Below are 24,510 nucleotides of genomic sequence, written 5' to 3' on the forward strand. Positions count from 1 at the left end.
GCGACCGCCTTTGGGCGGCAGCAGGGAGATGCCCGCCGCCCAAAACGCCAGTTGCTACTGGATGGTGACCTTGCCGAGGCTGACCAGCGAGCCGGTCGGCATCGGCACGAAGCCCTGCACGTTCTTCTGCTGGGCGGTGTAGCCATAGCCAGTGTAGAGCCAGATCCACGGCGCCTTTTCGGCAAGCTGCTTGTCGAACTCGGCGAAGATCGCCTTGCGCTTTTCCGGATCGGTCTCGGCGCGGCCGTCCTGCAGCAGCTTGTCGAGCGTGTCGTCGGCGAAGTTGGAAACCTTCTGCAGGTTGCCGTTCTTGGTCCAGTAGCGGTTGTACATGGTGTAGGGGTCGGGACGACCGCCATTCAGCGCCACCGCCATGTCGAAGTCGCCCTTCAGCCAGGTGTCGACATAGACGTTGAGCTCCATCATCTTGATGTCAAGCTTGACGCCGATCTCGGCCAGCTGCGACTGCAGCACCTGGGCTTCGGCGGCAGCCGTCGGCGGCTCGCCGGTGGCGGCGATCACCGTGGCGCTGAAGCCGTCGGCAAAGCCGGCATCGGCCATCAGCTTCTTGGCCTTGTCGATATCCTGCTTGTAGCAGAACAGCGAATTCGGATCGGAAGCGAAGAAGGGTGCAGTGATCGGCCCGGTCACCTGGCCTTCGCCGAGGGATGCCGTGTCGAGCACCGCCTTGCGGTCGACGGCGCAGGAGATCGCCTGGCGCACGGCAAGCTCGTTCATCGGCTTGCGCGCCGGGTTGAGCTGCAGCACATGGTAGGCGAGCAGCGGCGCGCGGTTGAGCTGGAGCTTGGGCTCGTTGGGCACCAGCGTCGCGATCAGCGGATCGTTGAGCAGGGCGAAATCGACCTGGCCGGTGCGCATGGCGGCGAGGATCGCGGTTTCGTCGGGCAGGACGCTGATCTCGATGCCGTCGACGCCGGTCGCGCCGCCGGCCCAGTCCTTGTTGGCGACGAGTGCCGCCTTGGAATTGGGATCCCACTTCTCGAGCTTGAACGGACCCGAGCCGACAGCCTTGGTGCCGATGGTGCCGGCCGCGATCTCGCTTGCGGGGACGATCGACGAATTGGTGTCGGTCATGGCGGTCAGGATCGGCGCGTCGGGCTGCTTCAGCTTGAACACCACGGTGCCGGCATCGGGCGCCTCGATGGTCTCGATGGAGAGATAGTTGGCGCGGTTGGCGGCACCCGTCTTCTCGTCGAGGATACGCTCGAACGATGCCTTGACGTCGGCCGAGGTCACGGCGGCGCCGTTCTGGAACTTGGCCTTGGGGTCGAGCTTGAAGGTGAGCTGCTTGCCGTCGGCTGCGAATTCCCAGGACGTCGCGATGCCGGGGATGATCTTGAGATCGGCGTCGAGGCGCACGAGCGGCTCATAGATCAGCTCGAGCAGGCGCAGCGACGAAAACGCCGTCTGCTTGTGCGGGTCGAGGCCGGTGGCGTCCTGGGCCCAGGCCATGCGCAGGTTCGCCGCATCGGCATGGCCGGCGACTGCCGACAGGCCGATCATCACGGCCGTCGTCGCGCCTAGGAAATACTTGAACTTGCTGGTCATTTCATCCTCCCTGTTACTCTTTCGCCGGCGGCCGGAATGGCCGCCCAGATCACTCACTTATCCGGATCAGTGGCCCGGATCATATGGATGCCTGCTTCGCATCCTGGATTGCTTGCCGCAAGAAGCCTCTGGAGCCGTCCAGCGCCGATCGCGCCGTGGCGACGTCCATCCCCGTCATGACGATGAGGATGGCGAGCTTCACGTCGTTGTCGGTCTGGGCGAGCGCTGCCTGCGCCTCTTCCAGCGTGCAGTCGGCTGCCTGCATGACGATGCGGGCCGCGCGGGCAACAAGCTTCTTGTTGGACGCCTTGAGATCGACCATCAGGTTTTCATAGGTCTTGCCGATGCCGATCATGCTGGCGGTGGTGAGCATGTTGAGCACCAGCTTTTCGGCCGTGCCCGATTTCATCCGCGTCGAACCGGTCAGCGCCTCGGGGCCGACGACGGGCGAAATGGCGATGTCGGCGATTTCAGCGATGGCCGACTGCGGGTTGCAGGACAAAGCCACCGCGGTGGCGCCGACCTTCTTCGCATAGTTCAGACCGCCGATGACATAGGGCGTACGGCCGCTTGCAGCGATCCCGACGACGACGTCCCTGGATGTCAGCTCGATGTCGGCCAGCGCCTCCGCACCCTTGGTCAGGCTGTCCTCGGCCCCTTCGGTGGCCTTCAGCAGCGCGCTGTAGCCGCCGGCAATGAGGCCGACCACCATGGTCGCAGGCACGCTGAAAGTCGGCGGGCACTCCGAGGCGTCGAGCACGCCGATGCGGCCGCTGGTGCCGGCGCCCATATAGATCAGGCGCCCGCCCTGGCGGAAGGCGGCGATGGTGCGGTCAACGGCAGCGGCGATCTCTGAAATCACGTCCTCGACCGCATGGGCGACAAGCTTGTCTTCGTCGTTGATTTTCCTGAGCACGTCGATGGTCGGCAAAAGGTCGATATCCATGGTGCGCGGGTTCCGCTCCTCGGAAACCAAACGCCCCAGTTCCGAAATCAAGGCTTGTTCTGACACTTGTCGCCACCTGCCCGGTTCTCAAGATGCAAGAGCCTGTGGAGCCGGTTCTCCTAGGCTTTCATTAACGTTTTAGAATGACATATTCCTGTTGTCAATAAATTTTGGAATGGATTATTCCTTGGCAATGAGCGTCCGGTCGAGCTGTCGGGCCAGGATGATCGCCCCCGACACGGCATCGCCGTCCGCCGGCTTGAGGCGGCGGCGGACGTCGGGCGCAAGCCAGGGCTCCAGCGGGCTGGCCAGGCCGCCGAGCAGGGTGACGCGCGGCGCGCCCTTGTCGAACAGGGTGCGCACGATGGTGTCGATCTGCTCTGCCGCCGCCTGCACGATGCGGCGTCCAGCGGCATCGCCCTGGTCGGCATGGCGCATGACGGTGGGCGCAAGTGCTGCATAGTCGGTGGCGGTTGCCCGGTCCATCCAGGCCACGGCTTCCATCGGATCGTTGTGGAAACGCTGCATGACCTCGCCGAGCAGCGCCGAGCGATCATGGCGGCCATCATGGGCGCGCAGCGCCAGTTGCACCGCCTTCAGACCGAGATCGGCGCCACTGCCCTCATCCGAGATCGGAAAACCGTAGCCGCCGACCCTGAGGTCGCGTCCCTCGACGAAACCCAGCCCGATCGAACCGGTGCCGGCAATGACGATGCCGCCGTCCTTGCCCGAATGGGCGCCAAGGCAGGCGCCCATGCCGTCGCTGGTGAAGCCGATGGCGGCGAAGGGGTGTTCCAGCGCCTGCAGCGCCTCCAGCGCGCCCTTGCGGCCGATGCCGGCAAGGCCGATGCCGGCAAAGGTGCGCGCCAGCTCGGCTGCGCCGAAGCCGGCCTCCTCGACAGCGGCGCCATAGGCACGGGCGATCGAGGCCCAGGCGACGTCGATGCCGAGCCGCGTCGTCGCCGGACCGGAGAGCCCTTGGCCGAGCACATCGCCTGTCGCATCGACGATGCGGGCGCGGCAACCGGTGCCGCCGCCATCGACGCCGAGATAGAAACGGGGGAGCGCCACCGAACTCATCCGGGTAGCCGCTCGATTGTCGCTCCGCACATCTGGAGCTTGCGGTCGAGGCTCTCGTAGCCCCGGTCGAGGTGGTAGACGCGATTGACGATGCTCTCGCCCTCGGCGACCAGGGCTGCAAGCACCAGCGACACCGACGCCCGGAGATCGGTGGCCATGACCTGCGCCCCGCGCAGTGGTGTGCCGCCGCGCACCAGCGCCGTCGTGCCCTGCAAGGTGATGTTGGCGCCGAGGCGAACCAGCTCGGGCACATGCATGAAGCGGTTCTCGAACACCGTCTCGCGCAACAGCGACGCGCCCGGTGCGCAGCACATCAACGCCATGAACTGGGCCTGGAGATCGGTCGGAAAGCCCGGATAGGGCTCCGTGGTGACGTCGACCGGCGTCAACGGACCGTCGCGCGAGACGATCAGCCCGCGGTCGCCCGGCCAGACGCTCACGCCCGCCGCCTCCAGCACCTGCACCACCGACGCCATGTGCTCGAGCCGCGCATTGGTCAGCTCGAGCTGGCCGCCTGTAATCGCTGCGGCAATCGCATAGGTTCCCGCCTCGATGCGGTCGGGGATGGTGTGATGGCTGGCCGCGCGCCAGGACGTGCCGCCCTGGACGAGGATCCGGTGCGTGCCCGCCCCTTCGATGTTTGCGCCCATGGCGCCGAGGCAGGCGGCGAGGTCCATCACCTCGGGCTCGCGGGCGGCGTTGACGATCTCGGTCTCGCCCCGGGCAGTCGTTGCCGCCATCATCGCCGTCTCGGTCGCGCCCACCGACGGCGAGCCGAGCACGATGCGTGCGCCGGTCAGCCCCTTGGGCGCGGCGGCGACGATCGAGCCGCCGCGAATGCCGATGTCGGCGCCCAATTGTCCGAGCGCCTTGATGTGCATGTCGACGGGCCGCGCGCCGATGGCGCAGCCGCCGGGTAGCGACACCTCGGCCTTGCCGAAACGGGCAAGCAGCGGCCCCAGCACCAGCACCGTGGCACGCATCTTGCGCACCGTGTCGTAGCTGGTTTCCCGCGACGAGGCCTTGCTCGCGTCGACATGGACGGAGCGGCCCTGGCGGCTGATTTCGGCGCCATGCTGGGTGATGACGCCGAGCATGTTCTCGACGTCGCTCACCGCAGGCAGGTTTGTCAGGTGGAGCGGTTCCGGGCTCAGCAAAGAGGCCGCGATCTGCGGCAAGGCCGCATTCTTGGCGCCTGAAATGGCGACCGCGCCCTGCAGCCTCTGCCCGCCGACGATACGCAACTTGTCCATATCAAAGAATCCGTTCAGCAGCCGATCGAACCGGCAGAACTGACATGAGAGTTGATCGCAATATTCTTCTCTGTCAACCTTGCCTGGAATATTCTATTCCTTGATGTCAGCTGGATGAGAGAGCCCCGAGGAGCTTCATGTCGGTTCTCACGAAAATCATTGCGACGCTCGACACCATGGCGCCGGCAGACCGGCAGATCGGCCAGTTCATCGTCGACAATCCAGATGAAATGCTGCGCCTGTCGTCGGTGGCGCTGGGCGAACAGACGGGCCGCAGCCAGTCCAGCGTGGTGAAATTCGCGCAGAAGCTCGGTTATCCCAGCTACCAGCAGCTGAAGCTCGCGGTCAGCGAGGCCAAGGCCCAGCAATGGCAGGCGCCGCCCGGCATGGTCCATGGCAGCATCGACCGAGCCGACGGCTACATCGCCGTGCAGCAGAAGCTGGTCGCCGGCAAGCTGGCGGCGATGCAGCAGACGATGTCGGTCAACAGCGAACAGACGGTGGAGCGGGTTCTCGAACTGCTCGACCGGGCCGAGCGCATCCACCTCGCCGGCGTCAGCGCCTCGTCGCTGGTCGCCCGCGACTTCGCCATCAAGCTGATGAAGCTCGGCCGCAACGTCCTGCACGACAGCGACAGCCACGTCCAGCTGGCCAGCGCCGCCTCGCTGGGGGCGCGCGACGTGATGCTGGCCTTCTCGCATTCGGGCACAAGCATCGAGACGGTGCGCATCGCCGAACTCGCCAAGGAGCGGGGTGCCACCGTCATCGTCATCTCCTCGCTCAGGGACAATCCGCTGAGCGCCATTTCAGACGTCGTGCTGCACTCGGTCAGCGACGAGGACAATGTCCGCTCGTCGTCGATCACCGCCCGCGACGCGCAACTGGCGCTGACCGATCTGCTGTTCATCCTGCTGGTCCAGCGCCAGGACGACGCCAACGACCATATCCACCGCAGCGAGGCGGCGGTGGCGGCGCTCAAGATGCGGTGATACCGACAGGCGCGGCTGCTCCCCTCGCCGGCTTCACTCGGCGGCCAGCAGGCGTGACGCTTCGAGCATGGTCCTGATCTCAGACCGGCAGGAGCCGCAATTGGTGCCGGCCTTCAGCGCTGTGCCGATCTCGTCGAGGCTTTTGCTGCCGCCCGATATCGCGGCGGTGAGCTGGTTGACCCCGACATTGAAGCAGGAGCAGACGATGCGGCCGACAGACGGCACCGGCACCGGCGCTCGCCCCGACAGCAGCGCGCGGCGGTCGAGCGGCGACAGCGGCTCGGCGGAAGCGAGCAGCGACAGCAGCCAGTCGCGCTCGGGCAGATGGCCGTGCGGCGCGACCAGCAGCGCCTCGCCGAGCCGGCCCGCCGCGTCGGTCGCAGCGGCGCGGAAGGTCGAGGTACGCCGGTCGGTGTATTCGAGCAACTGGTCGGCCGGCACGACGTCGACCAGCCGGCGGGCGAGCAGGATGCCCTGTTCGGGCGGTTCGGTGCCGGACAGTTCATAGACCCAGCCGCCTGCCACCGCCGCGCGACTCCAGTGGACAAAGCCGGTCGGCCTGATGTCGCGGCGGGTCATCAGCACGCCGGCCCAGGCGACCGGCTCGCGCGCGATCCGCACCGGGACGTGCTTGAGTTCCGGCTGGCCGGAAAATGGATCGGTGACCGGCGCCGACAACGACCCGGCGGCGGCGTTGGCGGCAAAGCGCCCGCTCCAGTGCATCGGCAGGAAGGCCTCGCCCCGCCGCTGGCCGGCGCTGGCAGCGACCTTGGCCCGGCCGCCGCCATAGCGGCTCTCGATGCGGACGAGATCGCCGTCGGCGACCCCAAGTGCGGCGGCGTCGGCAGCGTTCAGCTCGATCACCGGCTCCGGCGCATTGGCCATCAGGCGCGGCACCCGGCCGGTGCGGGTCATGGTGTGCCACTGGTCGCGCAGACGGCCGGTGTTGAGAACCAAGGGAAACGCCGCGTCGACCGGCAGCGCCGCGCCCTCCTGGCGAACGGCGACGAAACGGGCGCGGCCGTCGGCGGTGGGAAAGCGGCCATCGCCAAGCAAGCGTGAGCTCTTGGCCGAGGCGCGGGCGGGAAAAGGCCAGTGCAGCGGCACAAGCGTATCATAGGCGCTGTCCTCGATATCGGCGAGGCCGCCAATGTCGAACAGGCGGACGCCGTCATTCTCGAAGGCGGACAATGCGGCATGCTCGCGAAAGATCGCCGCCGGGTTGGCGTAGTCGAAGGCCTCGGCAAAGCCCATGCGCCGGGCGACCTGCGAGACGATCCACCAGTCGGGCCTGATATCACCCGGCATCGGCAGGAACGATTTCTGGCGCGATATCAGGCGCTCGGAATTTGTCACCGTGCCGTCCTTTTCGCCCCAGGCGGCGGCAGGCAGCAGCACGTCGGCGAAATGGCCAGTGTCGGTGCGGGTGACATCCGAGACCACGACGAATTCGCACGCCTTCAACGCCGCGCGCACCTTGCCGGCATCCGGCATGCTGACGGCGGGGTTGGTGCCCATCACCCAGAGCGCCTTGATGCGGCCGTCGCCTGCCGCCTCGAACATGTCGACGGCCTTCAGGCCCGGCTTGCGGGCAATGGCAGCCGTGCGCCAGAAGCGGCCGACCCTGTCAGGCGCCTGGGGATCGTCGAAGCCCATATGCGCTGCAAGCTGGTTGGCCAGGCCGCCAACCTCGCGCCCGCCCATCGCATTGGGCTGGCCGGTGACCGAGAACGGCCCCATGCCCGGCCTGCCGATGCGGCCGGTCGCCAAGTGGCAATTGAGGATGGCATTGACCTTGTCGGTGCCATGGGCCGACTGGTTGACGCCCTGGCTGTAGACGGTGACCGTGCGCGCCGTCGCCGCGAACCAATCGTAGAAACGTGCCACTTCGGCGCTGTCGAGATCGCAGCTTTCGGCGACACGCCGGGGCGTCGGCGCATCGGCGCAAGCGAGGCTGAGCGCCGCCTCGAAGCCCGAAGTGTGGGCGGCGACATAGTCGCGGTCGATGGCACTGCTGCCCACAAGATGCGCCAGAAGGCCGTTGAACAGCGCCACGTCGGTGCCCGGCCTGAGCTGCAGGTGCAGGTCGCACTCGGCAGCGGTTGCCGTGCGGCGCGGATCGACGACGACGATCCTGGTGCCGCGCTCGCTCCGCGCGGCGAGCAAGCGCTGGTAGAGGATCGGATGGCACCAGGCAGCGTTGGAACCGACAAGCACGACGAGGTCGGCCTGTTCTAAATCCGCGTAGACGCCGGGCACAATGTCTTCGCCGAAGGCGCGCTTGTGGCCGGCGACGCTGGAGGCCATGCACAGCCGCGAATTGGTGTCGATATTGGCCGAGCCGATGAACCCCTTCATCAGTTTGTTGGCGACGTAATAATCCTCGGTCAGCAATTGCCCCGAGACATAGAAGGCAACGGCGTCAGCTCCGTGCCGGGCGATAGTCTCGGAGAAGCGTTTTGCCACCAGATCGAGCGCTGCGTCCCAGGAGGTGCTGCGGCCGGCGATCTCGGGATGGAGCACGCGCCCGTCGAGGCCGAGCGTCTCGCCGAGCGCCGAGCCCTTGGAGCACAGCCTGCCGGCATTGGCGGGATGGCCGGGGTCGCCGCGCACGGACGACGTGCCGTCCGCAGCGACCCGCGCCTGCACGCCGCAACCCACCCCGCAATAGGGACAGATGGTCCTCACCTCGCGTGCATCTGTCATGGTCAGGCTGCCTTCGAAGCACGGAGTTCGAGGGCGATGAACAGGCGTCCGTCCTCGACCTTGAGCGGGATGGTCCTGACCGCGCCTTCGTCGGCGCCGAGCGCCTTGCCGGTTTCCAGCGAAAACACCCAGTTGTGCAGCGGGCAGGTCACCGCCGCACCATGGACGATGCCCTGGCTCAGCGGCCCACCCTTGTGCGGGCAGTGGTCCTCGATGGCGAAGACCTGGTCTTCGGCGGTGCGGAACACGCCGATCTTGCCCTGGGGCGTGTTCACGCAGCGCGCGCCGCGTAACGGTATGTCGGCCAGGGTGCCGATCGCGATCCAATCCATCTCGCTCATTCCGCTGCCTCCGCAAAGCCGACCGAGGCCATAGGCCGGAATTCGTGCTTGTCCTTGCCGGAGACGCGCTCCGACCATGGGTCGACCTGGGCGAATTTCTGGCTGAAGACGAAACGCTCGTAATAGGCCTTGCGCTTGCCGGCATCGTCGAGGATCTGGCGCCTGATCTCGGCAATGCCGACACGCTTGGCCCATTTGTAGATGCGTTCGAGATAGCGGCCCTGCTCGCGATACATCTGCGTCAGCGCGACGATGACCTCGAGCGCCTCGTCCTCCGATTTCACAAGGCCGAGCACCTCGGTGCCCTTGATGTCGAGGCCGGCAGCACCGGCAAAATGGATCTCGAAACCGCTGTCGACGCAGATGACGCCGATGTCCTTGCAGGTCGCCTCGGCGCAGTTGCGCGGGCAGCCCGACACCGCCATCTTGAGCTTGGCCGGCGTCCACGAGCCCCACATGAACTTCTCGATGCGGATGCCGAGTCCGGTCGAATCCTGGGTGCCGAAACGGCACCAGTCGGAGCCGACGCAGGTCTTCACCGTGCGCAGGCCCTTGGCATAAGCGTGGCCCGAGACGAAACCGGCCTTGCCAAGATCGGACCAGACTTCAGGCAGGTCCTCCTTCTTGATGCCCAGCATGTCGATGCGCTGGCCGCCCGTCACCTTGACCAGCGGGATCTCGAACTTGTCGACGACATCGGCGATGGCGCGCAGTTCATTCGCATTGGTCACGCCGCCCCACATGCGCGGCACCACCGAATAGGTACCGTCCTTCTGGATGTTGGCGTGGACACGCTCGTTGATGAAACGCGACTGGTAGTCGTCGGCATATTCGTCGGGCCAGTCGCAGACGAGGTAGTAGTTGAGCGCCGGCCGGCACTTGGCGCAGCCGCAGGAGGTCATCCACTGCAGCTCCTGCATGACTTCCGGGATGGTCTTCAGGCCCTTGGCCTTGATCAGGCGACGCGCGTCGTCATGGCCGAGCTCGGTGCATTTGCACATCGGCTGCACGGCTGTGGGGTTGTAGCTGTCGCCCAGGGTCAGCGACATCAGTTGCTCGACCAGGCCGGTGCAGGAGCCGCAGGACGCGGACGCCTTGGTATGGGCGCGGACGTCGTCGAGCGAGGTCAGCCCCTTCGCAACGATGGTGCCTGTTATCTTGCCCTTGCAGACGCCGTTGCAGCCGCAGATTTCCGCATCATCCGCCAGTGCCGCAACGGCCGCCATAGGGTCCAGCGGCGATCCTCCCTGATAGGCCTGGCCAAAGATCAGCGTGTCGCGCATCTCCGAAATATCGGTCTGCTTCTTCTTGAGGTCGTTGAACCAGGCCCCGTCACCCGTTTCGCCATAGAGCACCGTGCCGATGACACGATTGTCCTTGAGCACCAGCCGCTTGTAGATGCCGGCTGCGGCATCGCGCAGCACGATCTCCTCGCGGTCGTCGCCATCGGCGAAGTCGCCGAGCGAATAGAGGTCGATGCCGGTGACCTTGAGCTTTGTCGGCGTGTCGGAATGGACGAAGCAGGCCGTCTCGTCGCCAGCGAGATGGGCCGCTGCGACGCGTGCCATCTCGTAGAGCGGCGCGACGAGCCCGTAGACCTGGCCGCCGACCTCCGCGCATTCGCCGAGCGCAAGGATGTCGGGATCGGAGGTGCGCATGCCGTGGTCGACCACAATGCCGCGATTGGTGTCGATGCCGGCATCCCTGGCGATCGAAGCATTGGGCCGGATGCCGACTGCCATCACCACCAGCGTCGCCGGGATGATGGTGCCGTCGGCGAGTTTCACGCCCTCGACCTTGCCATCGCCGACGATGGCCTTCGTGTTGGCCTTGGTCATCACCTTGATGCCACGCGCCTCGACCGCCTTCTGCAGGAGATAGCCGGCGGCAGGGTCGAGCTGGCGCTCCATCAGCGTCGGCATGACGTGCAGCACCGTCACATCCATGCCCTGCTCCTTCAGTCCCGCCGCGGCCTCCAGGCCGAGCAGTCCGCCGCCGATCACCACCGCCCTGGCGCGTGACTGGGCGGCAAACAGCATGGCATTGACGTCGTCGAGGTCGCGGTAGGTCAGCACGCCGGGCAAATCCGTGCCCGGCACCGGAATGATGAAGGGCACCGAACCGGTGGCGACGACCAGCTTGTCATAGGGCTCGGTGACGCCATGGTCCGATGTGACGGTCTTCGCCACGCGGTCGATGGCGACGATCCTGTGGCCCTTGTAGAGCGTGATGCCGTGCTTGATGTACCAGCCGTCGCCGTGGATCACGATCTCCTCGAAGGCCTTCTCGCCCGACAGGACCGGCGACAGCATGATGCGGTCGTAGTTCACGCGCGGCTCGGCGTTGAAGATGGTGACCTGGTAGCGGTCGGGTGCTGCTTCCAGCAGATGTTCCAGCATGCGCCCGGGGGCCATGCCGTTGCCGATGATGACAAGTCTCTCGGTCATTGCTGTGCTCCTCGACAATGTCACTGGGCAGCGAAGGTCAGCGGCGCGTCGGCGCTTTCGCGCGACATCCGGCGAATCGACAGGTGCATCCAGACCAGCGATGCCACGACGATGGCGAACAAAAGCATGAAGCAGCTCGACCACAGGCCGGTGAGGTCGTTGAGGGCACCGAAGGCGATGGGCAGGATGAAGCCGCCAAGGCCGCCGATCATGCCGACGAGGCCGCCGACGGCGCCGACATTTTCAGGATAATAGGCCGGGATGTGCTTGTAGACGGCGGCCTTGCCCAGGCTCATGAAGAAGCCAAGCACGAAGGCGACGACCATGAAGGCGATCGGCCCGACCTCGAAATGGAAGGACATCGGTCCGCTGATGCCGTGCACGACATAATCGGCCGTCGGCAGCGACAGGATCAGCGTGGCGATCGCCGAGACGCCGAAGGTCCAGTACATCACCGTGCGGGCGCCGACGCGGTCGGAGAGGATGCCGCCATAGGCGCGGAAGATGCTGGCCGGGATCGAATAGGCGGCACCGATCATGCCGGCGGTGACGATGTCGAAGCCATAGACGCCGATCAGGTAGCGCGGCAGCCAGAGAGCCAGGGCGACGAAGGCGCCAAAGGAAAAGAAATAATAGAGGCCGAAGCGCCAGACCTGGACGTTGCGCAGCGGCGCGAACTCGGCCCAGAAGCTCTTTGCCTGTCCGCCATGGATGCGGCGCTGGCGGATGACGGGGTCGTCCTCGCTGCCGAACCAGAAGATGAAGGCCATGAAGCCGAGGCAGGCGGCCCAGATCAGCGCCACTTCCTGCCAGCCGCCGGCAAGCAGCACGAAGGGTGCCAGGAACTTGGTGACGGCGGCGCCGACATTGCCGACGCCGAAGATGCCGAGCGCCGTGCCCTGCTTTGCGGCCGGAAAGAAGCGCGAGACATAAGCGACACCGACGGCGAAGGAGCCGCCGGCGAGGCCGACGCCGAGGGCGGCGATCAGCATCTGGGTGTAGGTCTGGGCAAAGGCGAGCAGGAAGGTGGCGATGGCCGCCGCCAGCATGGTCGCGGTGTAGACGAGACGCCCGCCGAAACGGTCGGTCCAGACGCCGAGCACGATGCGCACCAGCGAGCCGGTCAGGATCGGCGTGCCGATGAGCAGCCCGAACTGGGTTTCGGAGAGGCCGAGCTCCTGCTTGATGCGCACGCCGATGATCGAAAAGATCGTCCACACGGCAAAGCAGACGGTGAAGGCGATGGTGGAGATGGCTAGCGCCCTGACCGGAGCATTGTCCTGGCTGGGCGCGGCTGGGAGGGTGGTGGTCATTGTCGGCTCCGTTGTGCGGCGTGGGAGGCGCCGCGCTGATCTGGATCGCGAAAACAAAAAAAGCTGCCGGCCAGGGTCGCGCGTCCGTACATCCGGGATCGCGGTCATCTGGTCGGCAGCTTCGCCTGGGGCGCCCGCCATTGGACGCCGATATGTCTGGCCCTGCCGCATCGTGGTCACCGAAACTCGATTTCGAGTTTCAGGCCGATGCGGTGGCCTCGCCTATTGCAATGCACAAGCCGTGCCAGTTTCACTGATCACGGCGTTCCCTTTTATTTTCAGATGCTTATGTAAAATCGGCCGCATCGGCTGCCGAATTACAGGCGATCAATCGATAGCCAACTCACGTCGGCACCTGCCCAATTTATGTGCAGTGCACAAAAATTGACGACCGATCAGCCGGCCACGTTCCGCTGGGCAGCGATGTAGCCGTCGAGATCGTCGGGATCGAACAGGCCGCCGTCAAAGAATCCGTCCGGCCCAAGCACTAGGCTGGCGCCGGCCGAGCCGACCGGTGTCGGCACCGGCAGCGCACCTTCGACCTTGGCATTGGCGCCGGGCAGTGCCGCCCCCAGCGGCTTGAGCGCGGTGCGGTAGAGGTCGGGACGGTAGGTGTCGCGGGCGATCGCGGCATTGGCGGCGGAATGCTCCACCTGGCCCCAGCGCACCATCTGGCTGTAGAACCACAAGGCATGGCTCTTCCACGGGAAGGTCGCGGCCTTGGCCTGCGGCACGAAGAAATCGTCAACGTCGACGACACTGTCCACCGCCGTGCCGAGATGGCCTGACAATGCCGGCAGCATCCATTCGGCCGGGCGCCCGACATAGGCAGGCGCCGACATGATGCCGGCAAGCTCGGCGTGATTGGCCGGTTCCGCGCACCATTGCGCCGCATGGTGGATGGCGCGCAGCAACGCCGACAGCGCCTCGGCATTGGCCTCGCCCCAGCGCGCGTCGGCGCCCAGCACCTTCTCCGGGCTGGAACGCCAGATCTTGGCCTTCACCGTGGCGATGCGGCCATGGCCGAGCAAAACGGCGGCGGTATTCCAGGGTTCGCCGGCGCAGAAGCCGTCAAGCACGCCCGAGCCCAAGGCATCGGCCATCAGCGGCGGCGGCAGGATCACGATCTCGACGTCGCGGTCGGGATCGATGCCGCAGGCAGCCAGCCAGTAACGCAGTTCGTAGTTATGGCCGGAATGCGGATGAACGACGCCGAGACGCAGCGGCGACGCGTTGCTGCGGGCACGGTCGGCCACCACGGCCCTGAGCGCGTCGCCGGCGGTGCGCGGCGAAAGATCGCCGCTCGCGCCATGGCCGGCCATGTCGCGCCACAGCGCGTTCGACACGGTGACCGCATTGCCGCCGAGGCCGAGCGCCATCGGCACGACGGTGTTGGCCGCCAGCGGGGTCAGGCCGAGATTGCAGGCGATCGGCATCGGCGCCAGCATGTGCGCGACCTGGAAATGCCCGACCGCGAGCCTGTCGCGGATGTTGGCCCAGGAGGTCTCGCGCAGCAAGGTGAGCTCGATGCCTTCGGCCGCGGCAAAGCCCTTCTCCCGGGCCGCGACCAGAAGCGCGCTGTCGAGCAGCGGCAGGAAACCAGCTGAAATCTCGAAGCGGGCCTCGCTCATGCGTCGTCTCCCAACAGGCCTGCAGCGGTGACGAGGCTTTGGGCGATCTCCGACAGCTTGCGGTTCTGGTTCATCGCCGCCTTGCGCATCAGCGCATAGGCCTCGGTTTCGGAGATGCCGCGCGACTTCATCAGGATGCCCTTGGCGCGGTCGATCACCTTGCGGTCCTCGAGTTCGCTGCGCGCCTCCTCCAGTTCGCGCGCCAGCCGCGAAAACGCATTGAAGCGACTGACGGCCATGTCTAGGATCGGCTTGACCCGCTCGCGCTTCAGCCCGTCGACGACATAGGCGGAGACGCCGGCATCGACCGCGGCCTCGATCGAGGCGCTGTCGGAGCGGTCGACGAACATGGCGATCGGCCGCTTTACCGCTCGTGACAGCTGGAACATGTTCTCCAGCATGTCGCGGTTGGGGTTTTCGAGATCGATGACGATGACGTCGGGATTGATCTCGGCGATGCGTCGGCCGATGCCTGAAACATCGTGGACCAGTGTGACGTCCTCATGCCCGGCCTCGCGCAGCCCCGCCTCGATGATCGAGGCGCGGATGCGGTTTTCGTCGATGACGAGTACCCGGAGCGCGGCGGTCTTCATGCTCTTCTTCTTTGCGCGCCGGCCGTCATTGTGCAACGCAAAAATGCAGTGGCGGCCGTGGCAAAGCAAGAGGCCCCGGATCGCTCCGGGGCCTCTTTCATTTCAGATCATCCGCTCAGGGATGGTGGGCGGGTTCCGCCATCTGCGCGGCGTCGGGTTCCTCGACATGGGCGGCGAGGTCCTTGCGCGAGATGAAGGTGTAGAACATCGGCACCACGAACAAGGTGAAGATCGTGCCGACGATCACGCCGCAGAAGATCACCAGACCCATCGAATAGCGCGCGGCGGCACCGGCGCCCGAAGCGATGATCAGCGGCACCACGCCCAGCGCCATCGCCGCCGTCGTCATCAGGATCGGCCGCAGGCGAACCTTGGCCGAAGCGATGATCGCCTCGCTGCGCGACAGCCCATGCTCTTCACGCTGCTGGTTGGCGAATTCGACCAGCAGGATGCCATGCTTGGTGATCAGTCCTATCAGCGTGATCAGACCGACCTGGGTGTAGATGTTGAGCGTGCCCAGCCCGAGATTGAGCGGCACGATGGCGCCGAAGATCGACAGCGGCACCGACATCATGATGATGAACGGGTCGCGGAAGCTTTCGAACTGCGCCGCCAGAACCAGGTAGATCACGACGATGGCCAGGCCGAAGGCGATCAGGATCGTGCTGCCCTGCTCGCTCTCCAGACGCGACTGGCCGGAGTAGTCGATGAAGAAGCCCGCCGGCAGCAGCGGTCGGGCGATTTCCTCGATCGTCGTCAGGCCGTCGCCGGTGGTGACACCGGGCACCGGCAGTGCCGAGATCGTCGCCGAGTTGAGCTGGTTGAACTGCTCGATCGAGGCCGGCGAGGAGTTGGTCTTGATCGACACCACAGCCGACAGCGGCACCATCTGCCCGTTGACGCTGCGGACGAAGAACTCGCCGAGCTTCTCGGGATTGTTCCGGTATTCCTCCGGCACCTGCATGATGATGTCGTAGCTGTTGGAATCGCGGTCGAACTCGGCGATCGACCCACCGCCGACAAGCAGGCTCAGTGTCGTGCCGATGTCGCGCACCGACAGGTTGAGCGCTGCCGCCCTGTCGCGGTCGATGGTGACCGTGACCTGCGGCGCATCGAAGGACAGCGAGTTCTGCACGACGATGAAGCGGCCGGAGGCCTGCGCCTTCTGCTTGATCTGTTCGGCCACCTCGAAGACCTGGCTCGGATCGCCGGTCGACTGGATGACCATCGAGATCGGCAGACCGCCGCCGGCGCCCGGCAGTGAGGGCGGTGCGAACACCAATGCCTCGACGCCGCTGACCTTGGACAGGCGCGCCTGGATATCCGCCTGGATCTCCTTCTGCGAGCGCGTGCGGTCGGCCCAGTCCTTCAGCACCCAGACGGTGAAGCCCGAATTGGTAGCGCCGCCCATGCCGACGATCGAGAAGCTGGTCTTGAGCTCCGGCAGGTCCTTGGTGAGGTCGCGGATCTGGTCGGTATAGAGGGTTGTGTACTCCGTCGTCGCATAGCGCGGCGCCGTGACCAGCGCAAACAGCGCTCCCTGATCCTCTTCCGGCGCCAGCTCGTTCGACGTCTTGAAGAACATGAAGCCGGTCACGCCGACGAGTGCGACGACGATCAGCAACGTCACCGGCCGGTATTTCAGCGAGCCGGCGACCAGGCGTTCATAGCGGTTGGCGATGCGTTCGAAGGAACGGTCGACGAACTGCGCGAAGCGGCTGTGGTTGCCGGCCTTGAGCATGCGCGCCGACATCATCGGCGTGATGGTGACCGCGATGAAGCCTGACAGGATGACCGCACCGGCAAGTGTCACCGCGAATTCGCGGAACAGCGAACCGGTCAGGCCGCCGGTGAAGGCGAGCGGCGCGAACACCGCGGCAAGCGTGATGGTCATCGCGACCACCGGCCCGAAGATCTCGCGCATGCCCTTGAACGCCGCCTGCATCGGCGACATGCCCTCCTCCATGTGGCGGTGGATGTTCTCCACCACCACGATGGCGTCGTCGACGACAAGGCCGATGGCAAGCACCATGGCCAAAAGCGACAGAAGGTTGATCGAGTAGCCCATCATCAACAGGATGAAACAGACGCCGATCAGCGACAGCGGGATCGTCACCACGGGCATCAGCACCGAGCGGAACGAACCGAGGAACAGCAGGATGACGACGATGACGATGGCCACCGCTTCGGCGATGGTCTTGAACACCTCTTCGATCGAGGCGCTGATCGTCTCGGTCGAGTCATAGACCATGGTGATGGTCATGCCCTGTGGCAGGCTGGCGCTGATTGCCGGCAGCTCGTTGATGACCGCGGCCGCCGTATTCAGCGGGTTGGCCGACGGCGTCGGGAAGATGCCGATGAAGGTGCCGGGCTGGCCGTTGAAATTGACCACCGTGTCGGTGCTTTCGGCGGCCAGTTCGACATGGGCGACGTCGCGCAGCCTGACGACGTTGCCGTTGTCCGACTTGAGCGGCAACTCGCCGAAGGATTCCGGCGTCTGCAGCGTCGACTTCATGGTGATCGAGTAGGCGACATACTCGTTTTTGGTCTTGCCGGGCGCCGACAGGAAGTTGGACGCGTTGATGGCCTGCAGCACTTCGGCTGCAGTCAGGCCACGCGCGGCGAGCTTCACCGGATCGACCCAGACGCGCATCGAATAGTTGGCGGCACCTAGCACCTGAACTTCGGCAACGCCCTCGATCGTCGACATGCGCGGACGGATGACGCGCTGGATGTATTCGGTCAGCTCCTCCGAGCTCATGTTCGGGTTCTGCATCGCCAGATACATGATGGCGAACTGCTGGCCTGTGCCCTTGACGATGGTCGGATCCTTGGCGTCGGACGGCAGCTGGCCGCGCACCTGCTGGACCTTGGACATCACCTCGGTCAGAGCCGTGTCGGGATTGGAGCCAAGCTCCATCTGCACGGTCACCGTGCTCGACGACGGCCGGCTCTGCGAGGTCACGTAGTCGATGTTCTCGGTCGTCGCCACAGCGGCGGCGATCGGTGCCGTGATGAAGCCCTGGATCAGGTCGGCGCTGGCGCCGGGATAGACGGTTGTGATGGTGATCACCGTCTCCTCGACCTTGGGGTACTGGCGCACCGACAGGTTGAACAGCCCCTGGAAGCCCAGGAGAAGGATCATGAGGGCGACCACCGTCGACAGGACGGGGCGGCGGATGAAGATGTCTGAAAAACTCATTTTGCAGCCGCCTTGGCATCGGCCGAGGTGACCGGCGAGACCGTGTTGTCGACCTTGACGGGGGTGCCGTTGGTCAGCCTGTTCTGGCCGGCGATGACAAGTTCGTCGCCAGGCTTGATGCCTTCGATGATCTCGACGCGGCCTTCCGAACGGCGGCCGACCTTGACGAAGACCTGGCTGACTGTGAGCGCCGGTTCAGCGTTGGCCTCCGCCGGTGCTGCGGCGGCTGCCGCAGCCGGTGCGGCCGCACCTTCGGCGACAGGCTTGGCCTCGGCCGGACGCACGACATAGACATAGTCGCCATAGAGGCTGGTGGTCAGCGCCGTCTGCGGCACGGCCAGCACGCCATCTTCCCGGGGCAGCTCAACGCGCACGCGCACGAACTGGCCGGGGCTCAGCTTGCCGTCAGGATTGGTGATCTCGGCACGGACCGAAACCAGGCGGCTTTGCGGATCGACCTTGGGATCGATACCGACAACAGCGCCCTTGAAGGCCATGTCGTCGGCGGTCACACCAAAGACGACCGGCTGGCCCATCTTCAGCGAGGCGAGCTGCTGCTCGGGCACGGAAAAGTCGGCACGCATGGTGTCGAGGTCCTGCAAGGTGGCAACGATGGTGCCGGGGGCGAGATACTGGCCGTCATCGACCTTGGGAATGCCGATGGTGCCGTTGAACGGGGCACGCAGCTGCTTCTGGTCGAGCACGGCCTGCAGCTTCTGCACCTGCGACGCCGAGGTCGAGGCGGTGGCACGGGCGGCATCGAGCGCCACTTCCGAACCGACGCCGCGGCGCTGCAGCTCGATGGCGCGGTCGAGCGACTGCTGGTCGAGCGCGGCCTGGGTCTTGGATGCGGCGAGGTCCGCCTGCTGGACGGTGTCGTCGAGCTGGATCAGCACGTCGCCCTGCTTGACGCGCTGGTTGGCGGCGAAATTGATGTCCTTGATGATGCCTGCCTGCTCGACCGTCAGGTCGACGCCCTGCGAGGCATTGACCGTGCCGATCGTTTCAATGCCGGGCGTCCAGGGAGCCGGTTCGACCTTGGTGGTCGCCACCGTCACCGACGCGACCGGCATGTTGGCGAAGAACTGCTGGATCGCATTGTCGCGGAACATGTTGAAGCCGACGATACCGCCACAAACAAGGACAAGCAGAACGAGAGCGATGATGAGACGCTTGATCAAAGGAGACCCCAATCGATTTGGAACCGCATATCCCCGGATGGGTTGCGGTGCACAATGGACCCATTTTGGCGAAAACCCAAGGGCGGCGGGCTTACTGTACCGTCTGGACGGTATTGTCAACATACGATAAAGTGAACTTTCAGGAGGTAGCGCCGATGGCTGGTCATCGACCGAGTTCACGCGACAAGATTCTGGCCGCGGCCAGCGAGCTTGCCGACATCGTCGGCCCGGGCAACTTGTCGCTCGACGCGGTGGCCCAGCGCGCCGGCGTGTCGAAAGGCGGATTGCTGTACAATTTCCCGACCAAGGCCAAGCTCATGCAGGCGCTGGTCCAGGACTATCTCAAGAGCTTCGAGGATGCGCTGGAGGCAGAGGCGTCAAAGCACGGCGATGCCACCAAAAATAGTCTGACCGCCTACATTGAACTGTCGGCGCGGGAGTGCGAACAGAAGCAGCCGTCAGCGGCCGGAGTGCTCGCAGCACTTGCCGAAGACCCCGATTTTCTCAATCCTGTCAGGGACTTCAAGCGTCAGTTGCTCGACCGCCTGAAGTCGGAAACACCAGATACCGCCAAGCTGATGGTGGCGTTTCTGGTCATTGAAGGGCTGCGCAGCATGAAGCTGTTCGACATGGACATATTGAACGACGACGAGCGCAACATGGCGCTTTCCTACCTGCTCGGCGAAGCCGCGGCTTCTTAAGGCGGTCGCGGCAAGGCGGTCGCGTCAGGCGGAGCGCTGCTTTTGCGACATTTGCCATTTTCCTACTATACGTTGCGCCGAGTTTATGAGATTCAACCACCGCACAAAATATCGTTGCATTCGAACGCGTGCCCATGTTGCCCAATGGTTGCGCGTAGTTTAGCGGTACACGCATATAAGTGAGCCACTATATGACTTCGTCGTTGCCGGTCACCTTTGTCGTGACAGTGGATGCCGAAGCTGGGCCCCGGCGCAAGTCGGCGAACGCACAGCTTTCAGCACTTTCGTGGCCCTTCGCGTTCGTCGAAGGCCTCACCCCTCAATGTGCTGAAACCATTCAGCTTTACGACGCCAGGCAGAACCGCAGGCATTCCAAGCGCCCGCTGGCGCCGGCCGAAGTGGCGGCCTATGCCAGCCATCGCAAGGCGATGCGCGCCTTCCTCGACACCGATGCGCCGACGGCTCTCATCCTCGAGGACGATTTCCGCCTGCTGGAGCCGGAAGCCTTTGCCGCCCGCATAGCGGCGCTGCAGCAAGCGCCTGTCGAATGGGATATCCTCAAGCTGTTCGATTTCCAGGATCGGCCGGTGGTGGACTCCGTCGCCGTCGCCGACATCGCCATCGTTTCGCATGGCAGCCCGACTGCCGGCATGGTCGGCTATCTCATCACGCGGCGTGGCGCGGAAAGTTTCCTGAGCCGGGCCACCGTCTACCGCCAGATCGACGAAGACATAAAGTTCTTCTGGGAACTCAAGCTGCGCGTGCTCTCGATCAAGCCCAATCTGGTGACCGACGTCAGCGCCGAACTCGGCGGCAGCCTGATCGAGGCCGATCGCAACGAGGTCAAGCTGAGGCGGCATTGGACTGTGTCGGTCAAGGCGCTCGGCCAGACCGCGCTGCGCCAGATCAACTATCGGCGCCACCGCAAGCACTACAGCCTCAAGCTCAAGTAGCCTTTTCCGGGACAGCTCGCTTTGCCCAGCGCAGACCAGTTCGCTGCGCGAACGGTCGGGATCAGCTCGCTACGCGAAGCGATCGGGAGCAGCTCGCTGCGCGAGCGCTTGAAGAGTTCGCTGCGCGAACGCTGGAGATCAACTCGCTTCGCGGAGCGATTCAGCAGCCTGCAGGTCGACCGACACCAGCTGGCTCACCCCCTGCTCGGCCATGGTGACGCCGAACAGCCGGTCCATGCGCGCCATGGTGATGGGATTGTGGGTGATGACGACGAAGCGCGTCTCGGTCGATGCCGCCATCTCGTCCATCAGGTTGCAGAAGCGCTCGACATTGTGGTCGTCCAGCGGCGCGTCAACCTCGTCGAGCACGCAGATCGGGGCCGGATTGGTCAAAAACACCGCAAAGATCAGCGCCATCGCCGTCAGCGCCTGCTCGCCGCCGGACAAAAGCGTCATCGTCTGCGGCTTCTTGCCGGGCGGGCGGGCGAGAATTTCGAGACCGGCTTCGAGCGGATCTTCCGACTCGATCAGCTGCAACTCGGCGGTGCCGCCACCAAACAGATGGGTGAACAGGCGCTTGAAGTGGCCGTTGACCAGATCGAAGGCGGCCAGCAGGCGCTCGCGGCCCTCGCGGTTCAGGCCCTGGATGCCCTGGCGCAGCTTGCGGATCGCCTCGATGATGTCCTCACGCTCGGAGACGATCGCCTCCAGCCGGTCGGACAGCTCCTTCTGCTCTTCTTCGGCGCGCAAATTGACCGCGCCCAGCCGCTCGCGCTCGATCTTCAGCCGCTCCAGCGTCCGCTCGACCTCGCCGGGATCGGGCATCTGATCGTCGGCTTCGAGGCCCGTATGCTTGATCACCAGATGCGGCGGCGTCGCCAGCACTTCCTGGATCCGCGCCTCGACCTCGCGCCGACGTTCGTCGGCGGCGGTCAGGCGCTCCTCGGCGCGGGCTCTTGCTTCGCGCGCCTCGGCCAATCCCTGGATGGCAGCGGTTGCGGCCTTGTCGAGAACGGACTGCTTGTTCTCCGCCTCCTGCAGCCGGTCGGAGACTTCCTTGCGCGTGGCCTCGGCGCGCGTCAGCTCCGACATCAAGGTTCGGCGGCGGGCGTCGAGTTCGTCGGGCGCCTCGGCCAGCGTCTCGCGTTCGGCGGCTGCTTCCTCGCGCCGCTCAGCCAGCGCCTCGACCTGCTCGGCGGCACTTTCGGCGCGCAGCACCCAGCTCTGGCGCTCGGCGGCGATCGCGCTGAGACGGCGCCCCCTCGCCTCGGCTTCACGGTTGAGGCCGTCATGCACGGCGCGTGCATCGGCAACCGCGGAGCGATCGCGCGCCACCGCACCGGACAGCTGTTCGAGCCGCGCCTGCAGGTCGGCCAGATCAGGTGCCGAGCCCAGCATGTCCTCGGCTTCGACGTAGCCGGCCTGCGCTTCCTCATGCGCATCGGCGACGCGCGCGCGGGCTTCATCCAGCGCCGCGCGACGGCTGGTCAGTTCGCCCGCGGCCTTTTCGGCCTGGGCAAGCGCGTCGCGCGCCGCACCGACATGGTGCTGGGCGTCGCGCCATGCCTGCCGCGCCTGGCGTTCGGCCTCGGTGTTTTCGCGAACGGCGTTTTCCGCCCGCGCCAGGGCCTCTTCGGCGGCGCGCACGACAAGCGTCGCCTGGACGGCTTCGGCGTCGAGCTCGGCGAGCCGGTTCTTCTGGGCGAGACGCTGCGCTGCTGCGGTCGGCGCGTCGGCGCTGGCCGTCAGCCCGTCCCAGCGCCACAGCGCGCCCTGCCTGCTCACCAGCCTCTGGCCCGGCGCAAGCAGCGGCTGCAGCCTTGTCGCATCGGCGGCATCGACGACGCCGATCTGGGCGAGACGGCGCGCCAGCTGATGCGGTGCGCGCACGACCTCGGCGAGGCTGCGCACGCCTTCGGGCAGCTTCGGGTCAGTCGGAGCCAGCTTGGCATCACCCCAGTGTACGGGTGCTGCGCGGTCGAGCGCTGCTTCGAGATCGTCGCCAAGGGCAGCACCCAGGGCTGTCTCGAAGCCGCGCTCGACGCCGATCTGCTCCAGCACCGCCGGAAAGAGATCACCAGACGCTGCGTTGATGATCTTGGCCAGCGTGCGTGCTTCGGTTTCGATCCGCGCCAGCTCGGCCTTGGCTTCCTGCAGCGGCGTGCGCGACGAAGCCTCGGCCTGGCGTGCCTCGGTGACGGCGCGCTCGGCCTCGGTTGCCGCGAACTCTGCTTCCTCGAGCGCTTCCTGTGCCGCCTCGGCCAGCATCTGCTTTTCCGCCGGATCGGCCAGCGCCGAAATGCGCGCCGCAATCTCGCCGGCCTCGCGGTCGAGTTCGGCAAGTTGGCGGGCGAAGCGGTCGCGGCGTTCGGCAGCGTCGCGCATGGCGCGTTCGGCCTGGGTGCGGCCGGCAGCCGCCTCGGCGCGTTCGGCGGTCAGGCGGCCAAGCTCGGCCTCGCTCAGCGCCAGCGTCGCCACCGCCTCCTCGAAGGCAGCACGCGTATGCGTCTCGCGGTCGGTCGCGCCGGCATTCTCGTCGTTGAGCGCCTTCTCCTCGGCATCGAGGCGCGCCAGGATTGCCGCATTGTCGCCGATCATGCGCTGTTCGCGGGCGATGTCGGCATCGAGCTGCTGCAGGCGGCGGTCGAGCTCGCTCTGGCGCGAATTGATGCGGCCGGCTTCTTCCTCGAGCTGCGAGCGCGCAATGGACAGGCGCTGGAAGGTTGCGGCGGCAGCAGCAGCGGCGTCGCGCATCTCGGGCAGTTTGTGGGCACCGACGGCCTGGTCCTTGGCCGCCGCCATCTGCGAGGCGGCGCGGTCACCGACAACAGCGGTGGCGGTGGCCAGCGCCGACTGTGCCTCGCCCTCCTGCGCCTTGGCCAGCGTCCAGCGCAAATGCAGCAGCGTCGCTTCCGCCTTGCGAATGTCGGCCGACAGGTTCTTGAAGCGTGACGCCTGGCGCGCCTGCCGCTTCAGGCTTTCGATCTGGCTTTCCAGCTCGCCGACGACATCGTCGAGGCGCTCGAGATTCTGTTCGGCGGCGCGCAGGCGAAGCTCGGCTTCGTGGCGGCGGGTGTGCAGACCGGAAATGCCGGCGGCCTCTTCGAGCAGCGCGCGGCGTGCCTGCGGCTTTGCCTGGATCAGCTCGCCGATGCGGCCCTGCCCGACCATCGAGGGCGAGCGCGCGCCGGTCGACTGGTCGGCAAACAGCAGCTGCACGTCCTTGGCGCGGGCTTCCTTGCCGTTGATGCGATAGACGGAGCCGGCCTCGCGCTCGATACGGCGCGACACCTGCAGCTCGTCGGCATCGTTGAAGGAGGCGGGCGCGGTGCGGTCGCTATTGTCGAGGAACAGCGTGACTTCGGCGGTGTTGCGCGCCGGGCGCGTGCCGGAACCGGAAAAGATGACGTCGTCCATGCCGGAAGCGCGCATGTTCTTGTATGAGCTCTCGCCCATCACCCAGCGCAACGCTTCGACGAGATTGGACTTGCCGCAGCCATTCGGCCCGACGATGCCGGTCAGCCCGCGTTCGATGACGAACTCGCCGGGCTCGACAAAGGATTTGAAACCGAGAAGGCGGAGGCGCGAAAACTTCATGCGCGCCA

16 protein-coding genes are annotated in these 24,510 nt (G+C 65.8%); 3 read left to right on the top strand and 13 right to left on the bottom strand.

Going from position 1 to position 24,510, the window contains the following annotated elements; genetic code table 11:
• Positions 1 to 54 precede the first annotated feature (54 nt).
• The 4 genes from IG197_RS07490 to murA all read right to left on the bottom strand — a co-directional run bounded on the left by IG197_RS07490 (position 55) and on the right by murA (position 4,848).
• Complete coding sequence (locus IG197_RS07490; RefSeq protein ID WP_192318013.1) at positions 55 to 1,569, bottom strand: ABC transporter substrate-binding protein; 1,515 nt, start codon at positions 1,567 to 1,569, stop codon at positions 55 to 57.
• A 79-nt stretch (positions 1,570 to 1,648) separates the two neighbouring features.
• Positions 1,649 to 2,581 (bottom strand): N-acetylmuramic acid 6-phosphate etherase, encoded by a 933-nt coding sequence (murQ, locus tag IG197_RS07495; protein WP_192318015.1) that lies wholly within the window; start codon positions 2,579 to 2,581, stop codon positions 1,649 to 1,651.
• A 114-nt stretch (positions 2,582 to 2,695) separates the two neighbouring features.
• A complete protein-coding gene (locus IG197_RS07500) occupies positions 2,696 to 3,586 on the bottom strand; it encodes a BadF/BadG/BcrA/BcrD ATPase family protein (protein WP_371746518.1) in 891 nt (296 codons plus the stop codon).
• A 5-nt stretch (positions 3,587 to 3,591) separates the two neighbouring features.
• Positions 3,592 to 4,848 carry a UDP-N-acetylglucosamine 1-carboxyvinyltransferase gene (murA, locus tag IG197_RS07505; RefSeq protein WP_067964510.1) on the bottom strand — a complete coding sequence of 419 codons (1,257 nt, stop codon included), beginning with the start codon at positions 4,846 to 4,848 and terminating at the stop codon, positions 3,592 to 3,594.
• A 137-nt stretch (positions 4,849 to 4,985) separates the two neighbouring features.
• Between murA and IG197_RS07510 the strand changes: the two genes are divergently transcribed.
• The gene (locus IG197_RS07510) at positions 4,986 to 5,837 is read left to right on the top strand and encodes a MurR/RpiR family transcriptional regulator (protein WP_192318019.1); all 852 of its coding nucleotides are present in this window, start codon (positions 4,986 to 4,988) and stop codon (positions 5,835 to 5,837) included.
• Between the two features lie 33 nt (positions 5,838 to 5,870).
• Here IG197_RS07510 and IG197_RS07515 read toward each other — a convergent pair whose 3' ends face one another.
• From IG197_RS07515 to IG197_RS07550, 8 genes are all read right to left on the bottom strand, one after another.
• On the bottom strand, positions 5,871 to 8,543 hold the full coding sequence (locus tag IG197_RS07515; protein WP_192318021.1) for a nitrate reductase: 2,673 nt from the start codon (positions 8,541 to 8,543) through the stop codon (positions 5,871 to 5,873).
• A gap of 2 nt (positions 8,544 to 8,545) precedes the next feature.
• Positions 8,546 to 8,875 carry a nitrite reductase small subunit NirD gene (gene nirD, locus IG197_RS07520; protein ID WP_192319635.1) on the bottom strand — a complete coding sequence of 110 codons (330 nt, stop codon included), beginning with the start codon at positions 8,873 to 8,875 and terminating at the stop codon, positions 8,546 to 8,548.
• A gap of 5 nt (positions 8,876 to 8,880) precedes the next feature.
• Complete coding sequence (gene nirB / locus IG197_RS07525) at positions 8,881 to 11,331, bottom strand: nitrite reductase large subunit NirB (RefSeq protein WP_192318023.1); 2,451 nt, start codon at positions 11,329 to 11,331, stop codon at positions 8,881 to 8,883.
• Positions 11,332 to 11,351: 20 nt separating this feature from the next.
• Positions 11,352 to 12,644 carry a nitrate/nitrite transporter gene (locus IG197_RS07530; protein ID WP_192318025.1) on the bottom strand — a complete coding sequence of 431 codons (1,293 nt, stop codon included), beginning with the start codon at positions 12,642 to 12,644 and terminating at the stop codon, positions 11,352 to 11,354.
• A gap of 395 nt (positions 12,645 to 13,039) precedes the next feature.
• Complete coding sequence (locus IG197_RS07535; protein WP_192318026.1) at positions 13,040 to 14,275, bottom strand: CmpA/NrtA family ABC transporter substrate-binding protein; 1,236 nt, start codon at positions 14,273 to 14,275, stop codon at positions 13,040 to 13,042.
• Complete coding sequence (locus tag IG197_RS07540) at positions 14,272 to 14,868, bottom strand: ANTAR domain-containing response regulator (protein WP_067966949.1); 597 nt, start codon at positions 14,866 to 14,868, stop codon at positions 14,272 to 14,274. Before IG197_RS07540 ends, IG197_RS07535 begins: the two co-directional genes overlap by 4 nt.
• 115 nt (positions 14,869 to 14,983) lie before the next feature.
• Entirely contained in the window at positions 14,984 to 18,070 is a 3,087-nt protein-coding gene (locus IG197_RS07545) for an efflux RND transporter permease subunit (protein ID WP_192318028.1), read from the bottom strand.
• A complete protein-coding gene (locus IG197_RS07550) occupies positions 18,067 to 19,251 on the bottom strand; it encodes an efflux RND transporter periplasmic adaptor subunit (RefSeq protein WP_067964524.1) in 1,185 nt (394 codons plus the stop codon). The genes IG197_RS07545 and IG197_RS07550 overlap by 4 nt, the downstream gene beginning before the upstream one ends.
• Positions 19,252 to 19,268: 17 nt before the next feature.
• Between IG197_RS07550 and IG197_RS07555 the strand changes: the two genes are divergently transcribed.
• Together IG197_RS07555 and IG197_RS07560 are read left to right on the top strand one after the other, a co-directional pair.
• Entirely contained in the window at positions 19,269 to 19,952 is a 684-nt protein-coding gene (locus tag IG197_RS07555; RefSeq protein WP_312870962.1) for a TetR/AcrR family transcriptional regulator, read from the top strand.
• A 191-nt stretch (positions 19,953 to 20,143) separates the two neighbouring features.
• Positions 20,144 to 20,905, top strand: coding sequence for a glycosyltransferase family 25 protein (locus IG197_RS07560; protein ID WP_157097150.1), 762 nt, complete (start codon positions 20,144 to 20,146; stop codon positions 20,903 to 20,905).
• 138 nt (positions 20,906 to 21,043) lie between these two features.
• On the opposite strand, the gene smc is transcribed toward IG197_RS07560, so the two are convergent.
• Positions 21,044 to 24,502, bottom strand: a complete 3,459-nt coding sequence (smc, locus tag IG197_RS07565) for a chromosome segregation protein SMC (protein WP_192318030.1) — start codon at positions 24,500 to 24,502, stop codon at positions 21,044 to 21,046.
• Positions 24,503 to 24,510 lie beyond the last annotated feature (8 nt).

This window comes from Aminobacter sp. SR38 (assembly GCF_014843375.1).
Taxonomy (GTDB): Bacteria; Pseudomonadota; Alphaproteobacteria; order Rhizobiales; family Rhizobiaceae; genus Aminobacter; species Aminobacter ciceronei.